Source organism: Weizmannia sp. FSL W8-1119 (genome assembly GCF_038008605.1).
Taxonomy (GTDB): Bacteria; Bacillota; Bacilli; order Bacillales; family Bacillaceae_C; genus Weizmannia; species Weizmannia coagulans.
The window spans coordinates 19,682-34,008 of record NZ_JBBOZL010000001.1 but is presented as its reverse complement, the minus strand read 5'-3'; the positions used below and the strand labels follow the sequence as shown (position 1 = coordinate 34,008).

The 14,327-nt window shown below is 47.9% G+C and carries 17 protein-coding genes and 1 pseudogene; 1 reads left to right on the top strand and 17 read right to left on the bottom strand.

The annotated features are described in order from the left end of the window. Positions 1-111 precede the first annotated feature (111 nt). The 11 genes from spoVG to metG all read right to left on the bottom strand — a co-directional run bounded on the left by spoVG (position 112) and on the right by metG (position 9,261). Positions 112-405 carry a septation regulator SpoVG gene (spoVG, locus tag NSQ19_RS00180; RefSeq protein ID WP_013857998.1) on the bottom strand — a complete coding sequence of 98 codons (294 nt, stop codon included), beginning with the start codon at positions 403-405 and terminating at the stop codon, positions 112-114. Positions 406-529: 124 nt separating this feature from the next. After that, a complete protein-coding gene (locus NSQ19_RS00175; protein ID WP_013857997.1) occupies positions 530-904 on the bottom strand; it encodes a RidA family protein in 375 nt (124 codons plus the stop codon). Positions 905-907: 3 nt separating this feature from the next. Further along, positions 908-1,747 carry a pur operon repressor gene (gene purR / locus NSQ19_RS00170; protein ID WP_029141894.1) on the bottom strand — a complete coding sequence of 280 codons (840 nt, stop codon included), beginning with the start codon at positions 1,745-1,747 and terminating at the stop codon, positions 908-910. Positions 1,748-1,908: 161 nt separating this feature from the next. Next, positions 1,909-2,775, bottom strand: coding sequence for a 4-(cytidine 5'-diphospho)-2-C-methyl-D-erythritol kinase (gene ispE / locus NSQ19_RS00165; RefSeq protein ID WP_026104901.1), 867 nt, complete (start codon positions 2,773-2,775; stop codon positions 1,909-1,911). Between the two features lie 216 nt (positions 2,776-2,991). Next, the gene (locus NSQ19_RS00160; protein WP_017554888.1) at positions 2,992-3,180 is read right to left on the bottom strand and encodes a small, acid-soluble spore protein, alpha/beta type; all 189 of its coding nucleotides are present in this window, start codon (positions 3,178-3,180) and stop codon (positions 2,992-2,994) included. A 194-nt stretch (positions 3,181-3,374) separates the two neighbouring features. Next, on the bottom strand, positions 3,375-3,626 hold the full coding sequence (gene veg, locus NSQ19_RS00155) for a biofilm formation stimulator Veg (protein WP_013857992.1): 252 nt from the start codon (positions 3,624-3,626) through the stop codon (positions 3,375-3,377). A 283-nt stretch (positions 3,627-3,909) separates the two neighbouring features. Continuing rightward, positions 3,910-4,788 carry a sporulation peptidase YabG gene (gene yabG, locus NSQ19_RS00150; protein WP_340703155.1) on the bottom strand — a complete coding sequence of 293 codons (879 nt, stop codon included), beginning with the start codon at positions 4,786-4,788 and terminating at the stop codon, positions 3,910-3,912. A gap of 115 nt (positions 4,789-4,903) precedes the next feature. Continuing rightward, positions 4,904-5,791, bottom strand: coding sequence for a 16S rRNA (adenine(1518)-N(6)/adenine(1519)-N(6))-dimethyltransferase RsmA (gene rsmA, locus NSQ19_RS00145; protein WP_340702156.1), 888 nt, complete (start codon positions 5,789-5,791; stop codon positions 4,904-4,906). Next, a complete protein-coding gene (gene rnmV, locus NSQ19_RS00140) occupies positions 5,746-6,348 on the bottom strand; it encodes a ribonuclease M5 (protein WP_013857989.1) in 603 nt (200 codons plus the stop codon). Before rnmV ends, rsmA begins: the two co-directional genes overlap by 46 nt. A gap of 18 nt (positions 6,349-6,366) precedes the next feature. Further along, the gene (locus NSQ19_RS00135; protein ID WP_340702155.1) at positions 6,367-7,143 is read right to left on the bottom strand and encodes a TatD family hydrolase; all 777 of its coding nucleotides are present in this window, start codon (positions 7,141-7,143) and stop codon (positions 6,367-6,369) included. A gap of 150 nt (positions 7,144-7,293) precedes the next feature. Further along, positions 7,294-9,261 (bottom strand): methionine--tRNA ligase, encoded by a 1,968-nt coding sequence (gene metG / locus NSQ19_RS00130; protein WP_013857987.1) that lies wholly within the window; start codon positions 9,259-9,261, stop codon positions 7,294-7,296. A gap of 454 nt (positions 9,262-9,715) precedes the next feature. Between metG and NSQ19_RS00125 the strand changes: the two are divergent. Next, positions 9,716-9,976 (top strand): annotated as a pseudogene (locus NSQ19_RS00125) (AbrB/MazE/SpoVT family DNA-binding domain-containing protein); the annotation flags it as partial. A gap of 172 nt (positions 9,977-10,148) precedes the next feature. On the opposite strand, the gene rsmI reads toward NSQ19_RS00125, so the two are convergent. The 6 genes from rsmI to holB form a co-directional block, all read right to left on the bottom strand. Continuing rightward, on the bottom strand, positions 10,149-11,033 hold the full coding sequence (gene rsmI, locus NSQ19_RS00120) for a 16S rRNA (cytidine(1402)-2'-O)-methyltransferase (protein ID WP_017553984.1): 885 nt from the start codon (positions 11,031-11,033) through the stop codon (positions 10,149-10,151). Beyond that, positions 10,999-11,289: a GIY-YIG nuclease family protein gene (locus NSQ19_RS00115; protein ID WP_013857984.1), complete on the bottom strand. Its 291-nt coding sequence runs from the start codon at positions 11,287-11,289 to the stop codon at positions 10,999-11,001. The genes rsmI and NSQ19_RS00115 overlap by 35 nt, the downstream gene beginning before the upstream one ends. Then, positions 11,273-12,022 carry a tRNA1(Val) (adenine(37)-N6)-methyltransferase gene (locus NSQ19_RS00110; protein WP_328192111.1) on the bottom strand — a complete coding sequence of 250 codons (750 nt, stop codon included), beginning with the start codon at positions 12,020-12,022 and terminating at the stop codon, positions 11,273-11,275. The genes NSQ19_RS00115 and NSQ19_RS00110 overlap by 17 nt, the downstream gene beginning before the upstream one ends. 77 nt (positions 12,023-12,099) lie before the next feature. Then, positions 12,100-12,483: a DNA replication initiation control protein YabA gene (gene yabA, locus NSQ19_RS00105; protein ID WP_019722094.1), complete on the bottom strand. Its 384-nt coding sequence runs from the start codon at positions 12,481-12,483 to the stop codon at positions 12,100-12,102. A gap of 15 nt (positions 12,484-12,498) precedes the next feature. After that, positions 12,499-13,326, bottom strand: coding sequence for a PSP1 domain-containing protein (locus tag NSQ19_RS00100; protein ID WP_013857981.1), 828 nt, complete (start codon positions 13,324-13,326; stop codon positions 12,499-12,501). Beyond that, positions 13,319-14,320, bottom strand: coding sequence for a DNA polymerase III subunit delta' (holB, locus tag NSQ19_RS00095; RefSeq protein ID WP_061574357.1), 1,002 nt, complete (start codon positions 14,318-14,320; stop codon positions 13,319-13,321). Before holB ends, NSQ19_RS00100 begins: the two co-directional genes overlap by 8 nt. Between the last annotated feature and the right edge of the window lie 7 nt (positions 14,321-14,327).

Below are 14,327 nucleotides of genomic sequence, written 5' to 3'. Positions count from 1 at the left end.
AAATTCAATCAATAATGGTGAAAACAATAACAGTGCAGGCTGCCAAACGGCGCCGGGAGGACAAAAAAGAAGAGCCTTACTGTTGAAGTAGGCTCTTGTTGCAAAAATCTATCAGGACGCGCCAGCTTCTTCAAATTCCACTTGTTCCAATTCCCCTAAACGGTGATATTCCGACAAGACTGCATCGTGAATCTTACTGCGCGTACCCGAATTAATAGGGTGGGCAATGTCCCTGAATTCGCCATCCGGCGTCCTTTTGCTCGGCATTGCAACAAACAGGCCATTGTTGCCATCAATCACCCGGATATCGTGGATGACAAATTCGTTGTCCATGGTAATCGAGGCAATCGCCCTCATCCTGCCCTCCGTATGGACACGGCGCAGCCTTACATCCGTCACTTCCATTCTTTCACCACCTCAAAAGATTTAGGATCATCTTTATTATTCAACACCCTTTTAAAATTTCCTTCTTTTCCAGAAAAAAATTCTAAAATTTTTCATAAGGTGAAAAAATGGAAGCGTATAAAGATCACGGAATAAGCGCGACCACTTCGATTTCGACGCCGGCATTTTTCGGGAGCCTTGCCACTTCAACGCAGGATCGCGCCGGTTTATGGTCCGTAAAATAGGAACCGTAAACGTCGTTTATTTTTGCAAAATCGTCCATGTTTTGAATAAAAACCGTCGTTTTGACAACCGTATCAAAAGAAGCCCCGGCTGCCTCAAGCACCGCTTTTAAATTTTCCATTACCTGGCGGGCCTGCGCTTCAATGCTGCCTTCCACAAGCGTGCCGTCCGCTCTTAGCGGAATCTGTCCCGAACTGAAAAATAAATTTCCTGCCACAACGCCCTGTGCATACGGCCCGATTGCCGCAGGCGCCTGATTTGTTGAGATGGTTTTCATTCCTTAATCCCCTCCGAACAAGCTAACTTTTGAAAAATAATTCCCTTCCACCACTTTGATCTGCTGGCTGCGGACATCGACATCCCTTAATTTCACAAGGGACACGTAATCATCAACAAGCCGTTCTTTCGTGTCTTCCGATTCAACCAAAACGCCGATGCCCGAAACAGAAGCATCGAATTCTTTCAGCAGATTGATCATGCCGTTAATCGTCCCGCCTGCTTTCATAAAATCATCGACAATTAAAACGTTTGCGCCTTCCCGCAGGCTCCTTTTTGAGAGGACCATCGTCTGGATCCGTTTTTGTGATCCGGAAACATAGTTAATGCTGACAGTCGGTCCTTCCGTCACCTTGCTGTCATTGCGGACAATCACAACCGGAACATTTAAATAAGCCGCTGTTGCCAGCGCAATCGGGATTCCTTTTGTCGCGACCGTCATAATCGTGTCAATCTCCCTGTCCGCAAATGCGGTTGCCAAAAGCTTCCCGACTTTGCTGACGACCTGCGGGCTGCCGATCAGGTCCGTCATATACAAATAACCGCCCGGCAAAAGCCGGTCCGGATTCTCCATCAGCGTGCAAAGTTCGCTGATGGCCTCTTTTGCTTCCGCCCTATCTGTACGCGAAATAAATTTAACGCCGCCCGCTGCGCCGGGAACCGTCTGCAACGTCCCAATGCCCCTTTTCTCGAATGTTTCTTTGATAATCGTCAAATCTTCACTGATGGAAGATTTTGCAGACTGGTAACGATCGGCAAAAAAACTGAGGGGAACGAGAATCCTTGGTTTTTCCAACAAATAATGTGTCATATCTACAAGACGTTCACTTCGCCGAAATTTCACGTCAAAAACCCCCGTCATAATCCCGTCTGTCAAAAATGCCGGCCCCGCTCTTCTCCGTACAAAATCGGCACGGCGGCTCTGGAAACTCGGATTCAATAACATTAATATACCGCATTTTTTTCTTTTTGAAAACAAAAATCCGTACAATCATTATTTTATATTTAAAATTGTTCGCGTTCTCCAATCATCCTGACAGCAAATACCTGGCCGCAGAATCCCCGGAGGCCGTTATAAATCCGCTGCAGCCGCGAATCATGCCGGACAAGCCCGAATACTGTCGGGCCGCTTCCGCTCATTAAGACGAGATCCGCCCCGAAGCGCTGCATTTGTTTTTTGATTTGCGCCACTTGCGGGTATGCCTTTAATGTGACGCTTTCCAGCACATTTCCCGCATGCTTGCATATGCCGGCATAATCACGGGCGCACAGGGCGCTGATCATGCCGGGAATATCCGGATGCACCACTTCATTTAAGTCCAGTTGGCGGTAAATTTCTGCCGTTGACACGCCGATGGACGGTTTCGCCAAAATGACCCAGCAGTTTGGCGGTGCCGGCAGTTTTGTAATATTTTCTCCCCTTCCTTTTGCGAGCGCAGTGCCGCCGTATACGCAAAACGAGACATCCGACCCGATTTCGGCACCGAGTGTTGCAAGCTCATCTAAGGAAAGGCCGAGATCCCAGAGCGTATTCAGGCCGCGGAGGGTAGCTGCCGCATCACTGCTGCCCCCCGCCAGCCCGGCAGCCACCGGAATGACTTTGTCAATCGCAATTTCGACCCCCTGCCTGACGCTACACCGCGTTTTCAGAAGCCTTGCAGCCTGGTACGCCAAATTTCTCTCATCATCCGGCACAAACCGGTTTTGCGACACAATTTTAATCTCCTGATCGTGCCGCTCCGAGAGCTCGATATGATCTGCAAGGTCAATGGTTGTCATGACCATCTCCACCTCATGATAGCCATCCTCCCGTTTGCCAAGCACATCGAGCGATAAATTAATTTTTGCCGGTGCCTTGACCAACAACTTCAAATCCTTCACCTACTTCCAACATCCAATCCAGCCGTATTTCCTGCTTCATTTTTCTTATTCTAACATAACGCCCGGCAAATATTTACATCAAAACGCAAATTTCGTAGAACATAAAAATTGACAAAATTGCCGCATGTGCATTCGCCGCCCGAATATGCAAAAAGCCGGGGAAATTCCCCGGCCCGGCGCCATGCAGCAGTCGCAAAGATTGTCAGGTCAGTTGCCCGATTGTTTTTCCGAAGCAAGGTGCGCTTCAGCCAGTTCAATGGCACGCTTTACCATATTCCCGGCATCCCGGGCTTTAATGCCGCCCCAGCCTTCTTCCTGGACGACATCATAAAAGCCGAGATCTTTCGCCAGTTCTTCTTTAAAACGTTCAGACATGATCCCTCTTCTTCGGCCCATTAGATAAAATTTCCCCCTTTGATGGGAAAGGCAAAAAAAGCCCCTGCCTTTCCTTTCATTTGGTTGTCATATCCCTGCATGCGCCTCTTTGTAGTATGTACGAAACAAGCCTGGAATATGAAGAAAGCGGCAGCAGGGATCCCTGCTGCCGCCCGTAAAATAGAAAACAGCAAACATATGTCTGCTGCCGCTCATCAAACCTCTTGTTGTTTATCCATAAAAACAAGCTGTACTGTTTCTGTCAGGACATCTGCATAGCTGTAGGAAACACGTTCAAAAGCATTTTCCTCCTGGTCTAATTCGATGACAAAAACTGCTGGGTAAGTTTCTGCCAAAACACCGGAACGTTCAATCGTCTTTCTTCTGCCGCCATTGGCTCTTAACATTAATCTTTTTCCCAAGTTTGAATCCAAGGATCTTTTAATGTCTGTTAACGTTTTTGGCATTTCGCTCCACCTCACTGGTTTCAATTATAACACAGCTTGCGCTTCCGGTCAAATAAAACATATATTTTATCAGTGATCAATCCGGTCTGTCAACCATTTTTCATTGTTTCTTTGCCGTTTTTCCGGTCGCAGGTTTGCATGTTCAGTGTATGGGGCTGCCTTGGAGAAAATGTTATACCTGTCAAAGGCTCATATTCTTATCAATAGGATATGCCAAATGCAATCGAATTATGTAAAATCCTGCAGCCCGGCCAATTTTGAGGAACCGGGACGGGGCTCTCGCTTAGTCCTCATCCATTGGCTTATATGGCATCCCGGTCCGCAGCACGCCCTTTGTTTCCACGCCTCCCAGGCCTTTTTGCCCTGTCAGTGTATTGCGGAGCACGTCCCAAACATTCACTTGTTCCATAAACGAGGTGTAACAGATTTTGGCCACAATGTAGACCGGATCGAGCGCATGAATATTCACCCGGAGCGGGGAACTGGCAAAATTGGCGCCTGCCTGGATAAGCGACTCAAAATGGGACTGGCATGCGCCTGCAAAAATGACGAGCTGATCCAAATTCGGCACCTTTTTCCTTGCCTCCATCACGGTTCTGACAAAAGATTTTGAGTGGCGGTATGCATTTAAATCCGCTATTTTTCCCTTTGATTTTGAATAAGCATCATGGCCGGTAATCACCAGAATATTCGGCCGGTATTGGTCAAGCAGCGCATTGATGCGAACCGGCATTTCTTTTTCGTAACAATGGATGCCGTAAACCGTCACGCCGATTTTTTCATATAAATTCAGGCATTTTTTTAAATAATGGGGATCGCCGTCCAAGTGCAAAACCCTTCCCGGCAGCTGGAAATAACTCAGTTCCTCTTTATAGCCGTGTGTGGCCTCATAATCGCGCTTTTCCTTCAACAGTTCGATATCCTGTTTAAACAGTTCGAATGACTGTTCTTCCAAAGAACGAAACTCCTGCGTAATTTTCGATCTTTCCGCAGGGCCGGGGGTGACCAGGTCTTCAAACGGGGAATCCGCGATCAGCCGGACATCCTCCCCGTACAAAACAGCCACTTTCCGCCCGTTCTGCTCCTGTATATCGATGACCCGGAATAAAATATCACAATTGTAAGACTTCCTTCCAACAATTGCGTTGAGCCTTGCTTCCATTGCCGTCAACTCCATTTGGTTTCCATCTCTCGCCTGCATAACACTATATATGCACTGCCTTCGGAAATGGTGAAAAAGCCGGGGGGGAACGCACTCCCCCGGCTTGATGCGGCATTTATACTGTTGTGTGAAAAACGGGAAACAAGGCATTGCTTAAGGCGGCAAATTCCTCGAGGCTGAGCGTTTCCCCCCGCCTCGATGGTTCAATGCCAAGCTGCCCGAGTACGGAAAGCAGCGTTTCTTTCTTGTCTTTTCCGCCGGGAAGGCCGGCAGTCAAATTATTGATCAAGGTTTTCCGCCGCTGGGCAAAGGAAGCTTTTGCCACCTGAAAAAAGAACGCTTCATCGGTAACCCCGACTTTCGGTTTGTCCCTTTTCATAAGCTTTACCACGGCGGAATCCACATTCGGCTGCGGCATAAAGACCGTTTTCGGCACAATCATCGCCACTTCCGCCGTCATATAATACTGGATTGCAATGGAAAGCGTGCCGTAGTTTTTCGTGCCGGGAACCGCCGAAATCCGGTCGGCCACTTCTTTTTGCAGCATCACGACCATGCCGCGGATCGGATACTGTCCGGTGACAAATTTCAATATGATCGGGGTCGTCACGTAATACGGCAGATTGGCGACAACCATGATATCGTTTATACCGACAAATTCCGTTTCCAGCACTTTTTCAATATCGGCCTTTAACACGTCTTCATAGATCACGTTTATATTCGGGTACGGCGCCAGCGTATCTTCAAGGATCGGAGCCAGCCTTTTGTCAATTTCAAAAGCAACGACTTTTTTGCTGCTGCGGGCGAGATGTTCCGTGAGCGCGCCGATGCCGGGGCCGACTTCGACAACGCCGCTTTCTTGCGTTAAATCCGCCGTATCCGTAATATTCCGGAGTATGTTCGGGTCAATTAAAAAATTTTGGCCCAGGCTTTTTTTAAACGAAAATCCGTAGCGGTTTAAAATCGCTTTTGTCCGGATGGGGGTGGCAATGTCTTTTTGCAAGTTGATTCCTCCTGTAACACTTTCATCAGGGCGTCCCGGAACGTGTCTTTATCGATTTGGAACACCATCAGCCGTTTATGGAGCTGCTTGCCGTTCGTGTATCCGATTTTTAAAAGTTCCCCAATTCTTGCCCTTCTTTGTTTGGCCAGCGGTCCGGCAATCAGGCCTGCAGCCATTAAATCATCCCTTGTGATGACTTCCGGCACGGCTTCCTCCATCTGATGCGCCTCCCGCAGCGCTTGCCGGATCGCCGCAGGGCGTGCATGTTCGACCCCGATTCCCCGGTCCTCGGGCGCCCGTGCCTCCTGTTTGTCCAAAAATGCGTGTTTGCAGCCGGGCACCTTTTCCGCGATCGTTTTGCGGATTTTTTCACCGGGAAAATCAGGATCGGTGAAAATGATGGCGCCCCTTTTTTCCTGGGCAAGGCGGATTTTTTCAATCGTACTTTCCGAAATGGCCGACCCGTTTGTTTCAATCGTGTCGGCATCGAGCGCCCGCTTGATGGCCGCTGTGTCGTCTTTGCCTTCCACGACAATAACCTCTTTTAATTTTGCCATGCGGATAAAACTCGCTTTCTATGCATGATCTTTTATTTTAAACAATTTTTCTGCATTTAACATCGTCTGCTCGGCAACTTTTTCAAAAGGAATGCCTTTGATTTCCGCAATCTGCTCAGCAACCAGTTTTACATATGCCGGCTCATTGCGTTTCCCGCGGTACGGATGCGGGGCAAGATAAGGGCAGTCTGTTTCAATCAAAAGCTTTTCAAGTGGGACCTCGGCAGCCACTTCTTTCGGTTTTTTTGCATTTTTAAACGTCACCGGGCCGCCAAGTGAAATGTAAAAATTCATTTTGATGCATTCCTTCGCCGTTTCCGGGCTGCCGCTGAAACAATGCATAATGCCGCCTGTTTCCTGTGCATTTTCCTCTTTTAGAATTTGCACACAGTCTTCTGTCGCTTCCCGGTTATGGATAATAATGGGCAATGACAGTTTTTTGGCCAGCCGGATTTGCCGCCTGAACACTTCCTGCTGTACCGCTTTCGGCGATTTATCCCAATGGTAATCCAACCCGATTTCGCCAATCGCCACCACTTTCGGATGATGGGCAAGAGATTCAATCCAGTCCAGGTCTTCATCTTTCATGTCAATCGCATCAACCGGGTGCCAGCCGATCGCTGCATACAGAAACGGGTATTGGTCAATCAGCGCCATCGCTTTTTGGATGGTCGGCCTGTCAAACCCGACGACTATCATCTTTTCCACCCCGGCCGCCCGCGCACGTGCGATGGTGGCTTCCAAATCCTCTTTGAACGCTTCATCATTGATATGCACATGGGTATCAAATAACATCTTTTTCACCTCAAATTCTTCACGTTTGTTTTCACATATGATCGGGAAAAACATCTATTTTTCTTGAAAAGTAAAAGAAAAACATAGAGAGATCCGTCGAAATTTGTTCCACGTGAAACATCTCTATGTTTTTCATCTCATCTGGTCCCTTTATTTGACAATCGCGCCGAGCGGCAGGCTTTCATCAATGGTTGCCAATGACAATATGCCGTCTTTTTCGCCTGCGAGAATCATGCCTTGTGACCATTCACCGCGCAATTTGACAGGTTTCAGATTGGCCACGACAATGACTCTGCGCCCGACCAGTTCTTCCGGTTTGTAATATTCCGCAATGCCGGAAACAACCTGGCGCTGTTCATCTCCAAGGTCAAGCTGCAGTTTCAACAGTTTGTCGGCTTTTTTTACCGGCTCACAAGCGGTTACTTTTGCGACACGTAATTCCACTTTTGCGAAATCATCGATCGTGATCCCGGCTTTTGTGTCTTCCGCTTTCGCTTTTTCTTCTTTCGTTTCTTCTTTTTTCGGAGCCGCACCTTGCATTTGCGATTTGATAAACTGAATTTCTTTTTCCATATCGAGACGCGGGAAAATCGGCTTGCCTTTTTTCACAACCTTTGTGCCTTCCGGAATGCTGCCGAATAAGGACAGGCTTTCCCATGTATGCAAGCTCTCATCCGTAATGTTCAGCTGGTCAAAAATTTTCTTTGGCGTTGATGTCAAAAACGGCTGTAAAAGGATGGCGATATGGCGCAGCGACTCCGCCAAATGGACCATCACTTCGGCAAGATCCGCCCGTTTGGTTTCATCTTTTGCCAATGTCCACGGAGTTGTTTCATCAATATATTTGTTTGTACGGCTGACAAATTCCCATAAAGAAGCGAGTGCAACCGAGAACTGCATGTTTTCCATCGCATCTTCGTATTTTTTCACAGCCTCTTTATATGCGGTCACAAGCTGGATGGAATACGGATTGTGCGAACCGGCAAACGTTGGAATGACACCGTCAAAATACTGGTTCATCATCGCAATCGTACGGTTCAGCAGATTGCCCAGATCATTGGCGAGGTCAAAATTGATCCGTTCCACAAACCCTTCCGGCGTAAAAATGCCATCCGCCCCAAACGGCACTTCACGCAGCAAGTAATAGCGGAGTGCGTCGAGCCCGTACCGGTCAATCAAAGTAACCGGGTCAATGACATTTCCTTTTGATTTCGACATTTTCCCGTCTTTCATGAGCAGCCAGCCGTGTGCAAACACTTTTTTCGGCAGCGGGAGGCCGAGCGCCATCAACATAATCGGCCAGTAAATCGTATGGAAGCGGACGATTTCCTTGCCGACAAGATGGACGTCAGCCGGCCAGTATTTCCGGTAGTTCGAATCGTCATCGCTGCCGTAACCGAGCGCTGTAATATAGTTGGTCAAGGCATCAATCCAGACATAGATGACATGTTTCGGGTCCCCGGGCACTTTTATCCCCCAGTCAAACGTTGTCCGCGATACGGCAAGATCCTCAAGCCCCGGTTTGATAAAGTTATTGATCATTTCATTTTTCCGGCTTTCCGGCTGAATGAAATCTGGATTTTCCTCATAGTACTGCAAAAGCCGGCCGACATATTTCCCCATTTTGAAAAAGTACGATTCTTCTTTTACTTTTTCTACCGGCCTGCCGCAGTCCGGGCATTTGCCGTCCACAAGCTGGCGTTCCGTGAAGAAGGATTCACAAGGTGTACAGTACCAGCCCTCATACTCTCCCAAATAAATATCGCCCTGGTCGAGCAGCTTCTTGAAAATCTTTTCCACTGCCTTTTTGTGGCGGTCCTGTGTCGTGCGGATAAAATCATCATTGGATATTTCGAGTTTTTTCCATAGATCCTGGATGCCGGCGACAATTTCGTCGACATATTGCTGCGGTGTCACGCCTTTTTCCTTTGCCTTGCGCTGGATTTTCTGGCCGTGCTCATCCGTGCCGGTCAGGAACATGACGTCAAACCCGCGCAGCCTTTTATAACGGGCCATCGCATCGCCTGCAACGGTTGTATAGGCATGGCCGATATGTAAATTTCCGCTCGGATAATAGATCGGCGTTGTGATATAAAAAGTTTTCCGTTTCTCTTCCAAACCAGCCTCCACCTTTCGATAACATTAGACATTTCTTTTGCACATTTCACGCGCTACTTAGAACTTCTAAACAATAAGTATAAAACTTTTCGTGAAAATAAGCAAAAAACGTGGATTTTTAAAAAAAGTCCCTTATGTTTAGTATACCGCATCAAGGAGATGACTTGCATCTTCATGGCGCCCGGTGCAGCGCATTATCCATTATAGACGGCATACCGCCGGCTTAACCGGTGCAGGGCCATGGTTTTTATACTTGTCGAAAAATATTTTAAACAAATTTGTTTTTTTATTCCAATTTATCTTCTATAATACAATTAGATAGGTTGTACAGTTTTTGAAGATTCAGGGGTATTCGCCAGTTTTTGATAGATATAGACGTACAGCATTTGCGCAATCGGGTTTGGTATCAGGGTTCTATACAGGTTCACATCTACTTTAAGGGAGGAAAGCGTTAATGAAATCAACAGGCATTGTACGGAAAGTCGATGAACTCGGCCGTGTTGTCATCCCAATTGAATTGCGGAGAAATCTTGGCATTGCTGAAAAAGATGCATTGGAGATTTATGTCGATGATGACAAGATCATTTTGAAAAAGTACAAGCCCAATATGACTTGCCTCGTCACCGGGGAAGTCTCGGATGACAATCTCCGGCTGGCAGGCGGAAAAATTGTTTTAAGCCGTGAAGGCGCAGAATTGCTGATGAAAGAAATCCAAGAAAATTTCCATTTGGAAGATCAGCCGGCTGAAAATGAACAGGCAGCGGACGAAGCAGAACCATTCGCATCCAAACCTGAGCCGGAACCGGAACCGGAACCCCGCTGAAACGCGGGGTTTTTTTACGCCTTGGACAGATCGTTGTTGCCAAACATCCTCCCCGGTTTTTGATTCACAGTTCGTGATAGATTTGGTAGACTTCCCTTTTTGGCAGTTTCCGGTCTTTTGCCGCAAGCTTGATCGCTTCTTTTGTTGGCAGCTGTTTTTGCTGCATATAGGCTTCCACATGTTCTTTGACGGATAGCGCCGTCCACCAGAAATTGCCGTCTTCTTCCCCTGTTTCCGGGCTTCCTTCCACAACCAGGCAGAACTCGCCGCGCACTTCATTGTTTTCGGCCCATTCCACCGCTTCCCTGATCGTCCCCCGCAAAAATTCCTCAAATTTTTTCGTCAGCTCGCGGCTGATGGAAATTTTCCGGTCCCCCAGCACTTCCGCCATCATCTGCAGCGTATGTTTCAGCCGGTGCGGCGCTTCATACAAAATGAAGGTGGAAGGGATTTTTGCGAGCCGTTCCAGTGCCGCCCGCTTTTCCTGCTTTTCCCGCGGCAGAAACCCGTAAAACGTAAACGGCTGCGGTGCAATCCCGGCAGCAATTAACGCCGTAAGCGCCGCGTTTGCGCCCGGAAGCGGCACAACCGGGATCCCTTCGCGAATGCAGGCAGCGGCAAGCTCATAACCCGGGTCCGAAATGCACGGCATGCCTGCATCGCTTACAAGGGCAATCTTTTCGCCGCGCGCGAGCCTCGTGATTAAATCGCGTGCGCTCGCTTCTTTATTATGTTCATGATGGCTTACAAGCGGCGTGTGGATATCAAAGTAGCTGCACAATTTTTTGCTGTTTCTCGTATCTTCAGCAGCAATCAAGTCAGCTTCTTTTAAAATGCGCACTGCCCGGAATGTCATATCCTCGAGATTGCCGATCGGGGTCGGGACCAAATAGAGAATCCCTTTATTTTTTTCATCATGGAAACTTTGCTGCCTGTGCAAGGTCGACACCTGCCTTCTCCAAAAATCGCTCTTTTTCCCGGCGCGGGAGTTTTTTAAAAGCATATTCCGCTTTCATGGCCCCGCTTTTTGTCTCATATTCCTGAAAATACAAAAGCTTAACCGGTGTCCGCGTTCGCGTATACTTGGCGCCCCGGCCTTCGCTGTGTTCGCGGAAGCGCCGTTTCAAATCAACGGTATACCCGCCGTAAAAACTGCCGTCACAGCATAGAAGCACGTAAAAATAAGATTTAGTTTTTGTTTCCATACAGCAGTTCTTTCACTTCTTCCGTATATTCGCCATCCTGCCCGTACACGAACAAGGGCGGGAGAATCTTCAAATCCGGTTTTCCGTCTTTTATGCCTTCAACCAGAATCGTATTCGCTTCTTTGCCTGCTTTCGGATAAACAAACCGGAGCCGTTTCGGTTCGAGGCGGTGTTTTTTCATCAACGTAACCAAGTCGACCAGACGTCCCGGGCGGTGCACAAACGCTGCTTTGCCGCCCTGCTTGAGCATCCGGCTGCTGACTTTTACGACATCTTCCAATGTGCAGAAAATTTCATGGCGGGCAATCGCAAAATGCTCATTTTCATTTTGAAAATTCTTCGTCTGCGAAGGAAAATAAGGCGGGTTGCACGTCACCACGTCAAATTTGCTGCAGCCGAGCACATCCGGCATTTCCTTCAAATCGCCGTGAATGATCCGGATCCTGTCCTCAAGCCCGTTATAAGCGACGCTTCTTTTTGCCATATCCCAGAGGCGTTCCTGGATTTCGACCCCGGTAATCTCCGCTTTCGTACGGCTGCTTAATAAAAGCGGGATCACCCCGTTTCCCGTGCATAAATCAAGCACTTTCCCTTTTTGGATCGGCAGCCAGGCAAACTTTGCCAGAAGCACCGCATCCAATGAAAAAGCAAACACGGACGGGCTTTGCACAATCCTTAAATTTTCCGCAAGCAAATAATCCAATCGTTCGTCTCCTGATAATGTCAAAATCATCCTGTAGCCTCCAAAAATAACGGCTGCATAAAACAGCCTTCCCGGTAAAAGGAAGGCTTTTCATCTTGGACCGTTCGTTACTTCTTATTCAAAAAGGAAAGGCAGAACAGGCAATCTTCCCCGTTGCGCGGGCTGCCGAAATGGACATTGCAAATATGGAAGCCTTCCTGATAAAGGCGGGCCAGATTGTCATACCCTTCGCCGATATCAAGAAGCGTCTGCGGCACGCCCTTTTCCTTGATTTTCCGAACAATCTCGGCCGGTTCGTCATGCGGATCTGTGCCTTCCCCGCCGGATTCAGGCTGCAACTGGCGCCTGAAATAGTCATTCTGGATTTTCAGAATGCTGTTTTCTTCAATGACTTCCGTTAAATCCCGTTTCAGTTCCCCCAACTTTTCCTGGAGCGCCCCGATCTGCACTTCCATTTGCTGTATCTCCTCAAATAATTCTTTCCTATCCATCAGTTCTCCACCTCATTAATCCGTGGATTGAATTGACACAACATCCGCACTTAGAAATTCTTCCATCGTATACTCAATCGTACGCCCCTGGCTTTGTAATTCAATTTGCAAAACTCTTTCCAAAATGTTCAAGCCGGTTACTTTTCCAGTTCCGTAAGGCGTTTTTACCATTTCCCCGACATCCGGAAACGCTTCTTTTACCGCTTCATATTCATCATTTTCATATTTCAGGCAGCACATCAGCCGTCCGCAAAGCCCGGAAATTTTTGCCGGATTTAATGACAAATTCTGGTCTTTTGCCATTTTGATCGATACCGGCTCAAAATCGCCCAAAAACGTGGAGCAGCATAGCATCCTGCCGCAAGGGCCGATACCGCCAAGCATTTTCGCTTCATCACGCACCCCGATCTGGCGGAGTTCGATCCTTGTCCGGAAAATGGACGCCAAATCTTTTACGAGCTCCCGAAAATCGACGCGCCCGTCAGCGGTAAAATAAAAAATAATCTTATTCCGGTCAAATGTATACTCTACATCCACCAGCTTCATCTCAAGCTGGTGTTCCGCAATTTTTTTCATGCAAATTCCATACGCTTCTTTTGCTGCCGCTTTATTTTCATCCACAGTCATATGATCTTTCTGGTCGGCAATCCGGATGATTTTTTTCAGCGGCAGCACGACATCGTGTTCCCCGACAACTTTGGGATTTGTCACAACAAAGCCATACTCAATGCCGCGCGCGGTTTCGACGATGACGGCATCATTTTTTTTAACGGGAAAATCGCCTGGGTCGAAATAATATACTTTGCCGGCTTTTTTAAACCGGATTCCTACTACATTAAACAAAGGCCGTTCCCCCCTGCAAATTTAAAACAAGCTGTTCAATGAGCAGCTGTTGATTGACATTGGCACCCAATTTCTTTTTTGCATCAAGAATGGCTGCCAGTTTTTCAGCCAGAGAACGCGGGGAGCAGGAAAGAAGATCTGCAGAAAAAAGGTTTAGCTGATCGGGATAAACGACATCTTCCTGTTTTCCCAGATGGATGGAAAGAAGATCTTTATAAATCCATATCAACAGATCCAACCCGAGATCCAGTTGATTTTTTTCTTTAAAATGCCCAAACCACGCTTCCTGCAAAAAAACCATTGCGCGGGAAGGCGATTTTGAAAGGGTTGTATACAATTTTAACACGATTTTTCGGGCTTGTGCAAACCACTCATCATTGCTTAATTCAAGCGCTTCTTCCAAGTGGCTTGTCATATGGGAAAGAAGCGGGGCCAAATCGGGGCTGACCCCGCCCTCAATCAGCTGTTGTTTCAGTATGGCGGGCGGGACCGGCTTAAATGAAACGACCTGGCAGCGTGATAAAATGGTCGGCAGGATCCGGTGCAGCTGGGTTGTCATGAGCACGGCCGTCGTGCCGGGGTTCGGCTCTTCCAAAAACTTCAGCAGGCTGTTGGCGGCGCCTGTCGACATTTTTTCGGCGTCCGCAATCATATACAGCTTTCGTTTCGACTCCACCGCCCGTTTGGAAAACTCCTGCTGCAACGCTTTAATCTGCTCTTTCTTGATTGAAAGGCCGTCCGGTTCAACCAGGTGAACGTCAGGATGTGTGCCGTGGCTGATTCTTAAGCAATTCGAACAGCTTTCGCATGGAAAAAAATCATCCGCCGGCTGCAGGCAAAACAATGTTTTCGCCAGTAGCTGCGCGGCCTCTTTTTTCCCTGTGCCGCGTCCACCTTCAAATAAATAAGCATGTGCCATCCGGCTGCGCCTGATGCTGTTTTTCAGCAAAGTTGCCGCAACAGGCTGGATATTTTCAAATTCTTCCCATGTCATGGCTTCT

Excerpts from the sequence above, each read along its gene's own strand:
- spoVG (WP_013857998.1), bottom strand. The coding sequence starts at position 405 with ATGGAAGTGACGGATGTAAGGCTGCGCCGTGTCCATACGGAGGGCAGG.
- yabA (WP_019722094.1), bottom strand. The coding sequence starts at position 12,483 with ATGGATAGGAAAGAATTATTTGAGGAGATACAGCAAATGGAAGTGCAG.
- veg (WP_013857992.1), bottom strand. The coding sequence starts at position 3,626 with ATGCCAAAAACGTTAACAGACATTAAAAGATCCTTGGATTCAAACTTG.
- NSQ19_RS00115 (WP_013857984.1), bottom strand. The coding sequence starts at position 11,289 with ATGGAAACAAAAACTAAATCTTATTTTTACGTGCTTCTATGCTGTGAC.
- NSQ19_RS00135 (WP_340702155.1), bottom strand. The coding sequence starts at position 7,143 with ATGTTATTTGATACCCATGTGCATATCAATGATGAAGCGTTCAAAGAG.
- NSQ19_RS00110 (WP_328192111.1), bottom strand. The coding sequence starts at position 12,022 with ATGATTTTGACATTATCAGGAGACGAACGATTGGATTATTTGCTTGCG.
- holB (WP_061574357.1), bottom strand. The coding sequence starts at position 14,320 with ATGACATGGGAAGAATTTGAAAATATCCAGCCTGTTGCGGCAACTTTG.
- rnmV (WP_013857989.1), bottom strand. The coding sequence starts at position 6,348 with ATGGCAAAATTAAAAGAGGTTATTGTCGTGGAAGGCAAAGACGACACA.
- NSQ19_RS00175 (WP_013857997.1), bottom strand. The coding sequence starts at position 904 with ATGAAAACCATCTCAACAAATCAGGCGCCTGCGGCAATCGGGCCGTAT.
- NSQ19_RS00160 (WP_017554888.1), bottom strand. The coding sequence starts at position 3,180 with ATGGGCCGAAGAAGAGGGATCATGTCTGAACGTTTTAAAGAAGAACTG.
- yabG (WP_340703155.1), bottom strand. The coding sequence starts at position 4,788 with ATGGAAGCAAGGCTCAACGCAATTGTTGGAAGGAAGTCTTACAATTGT.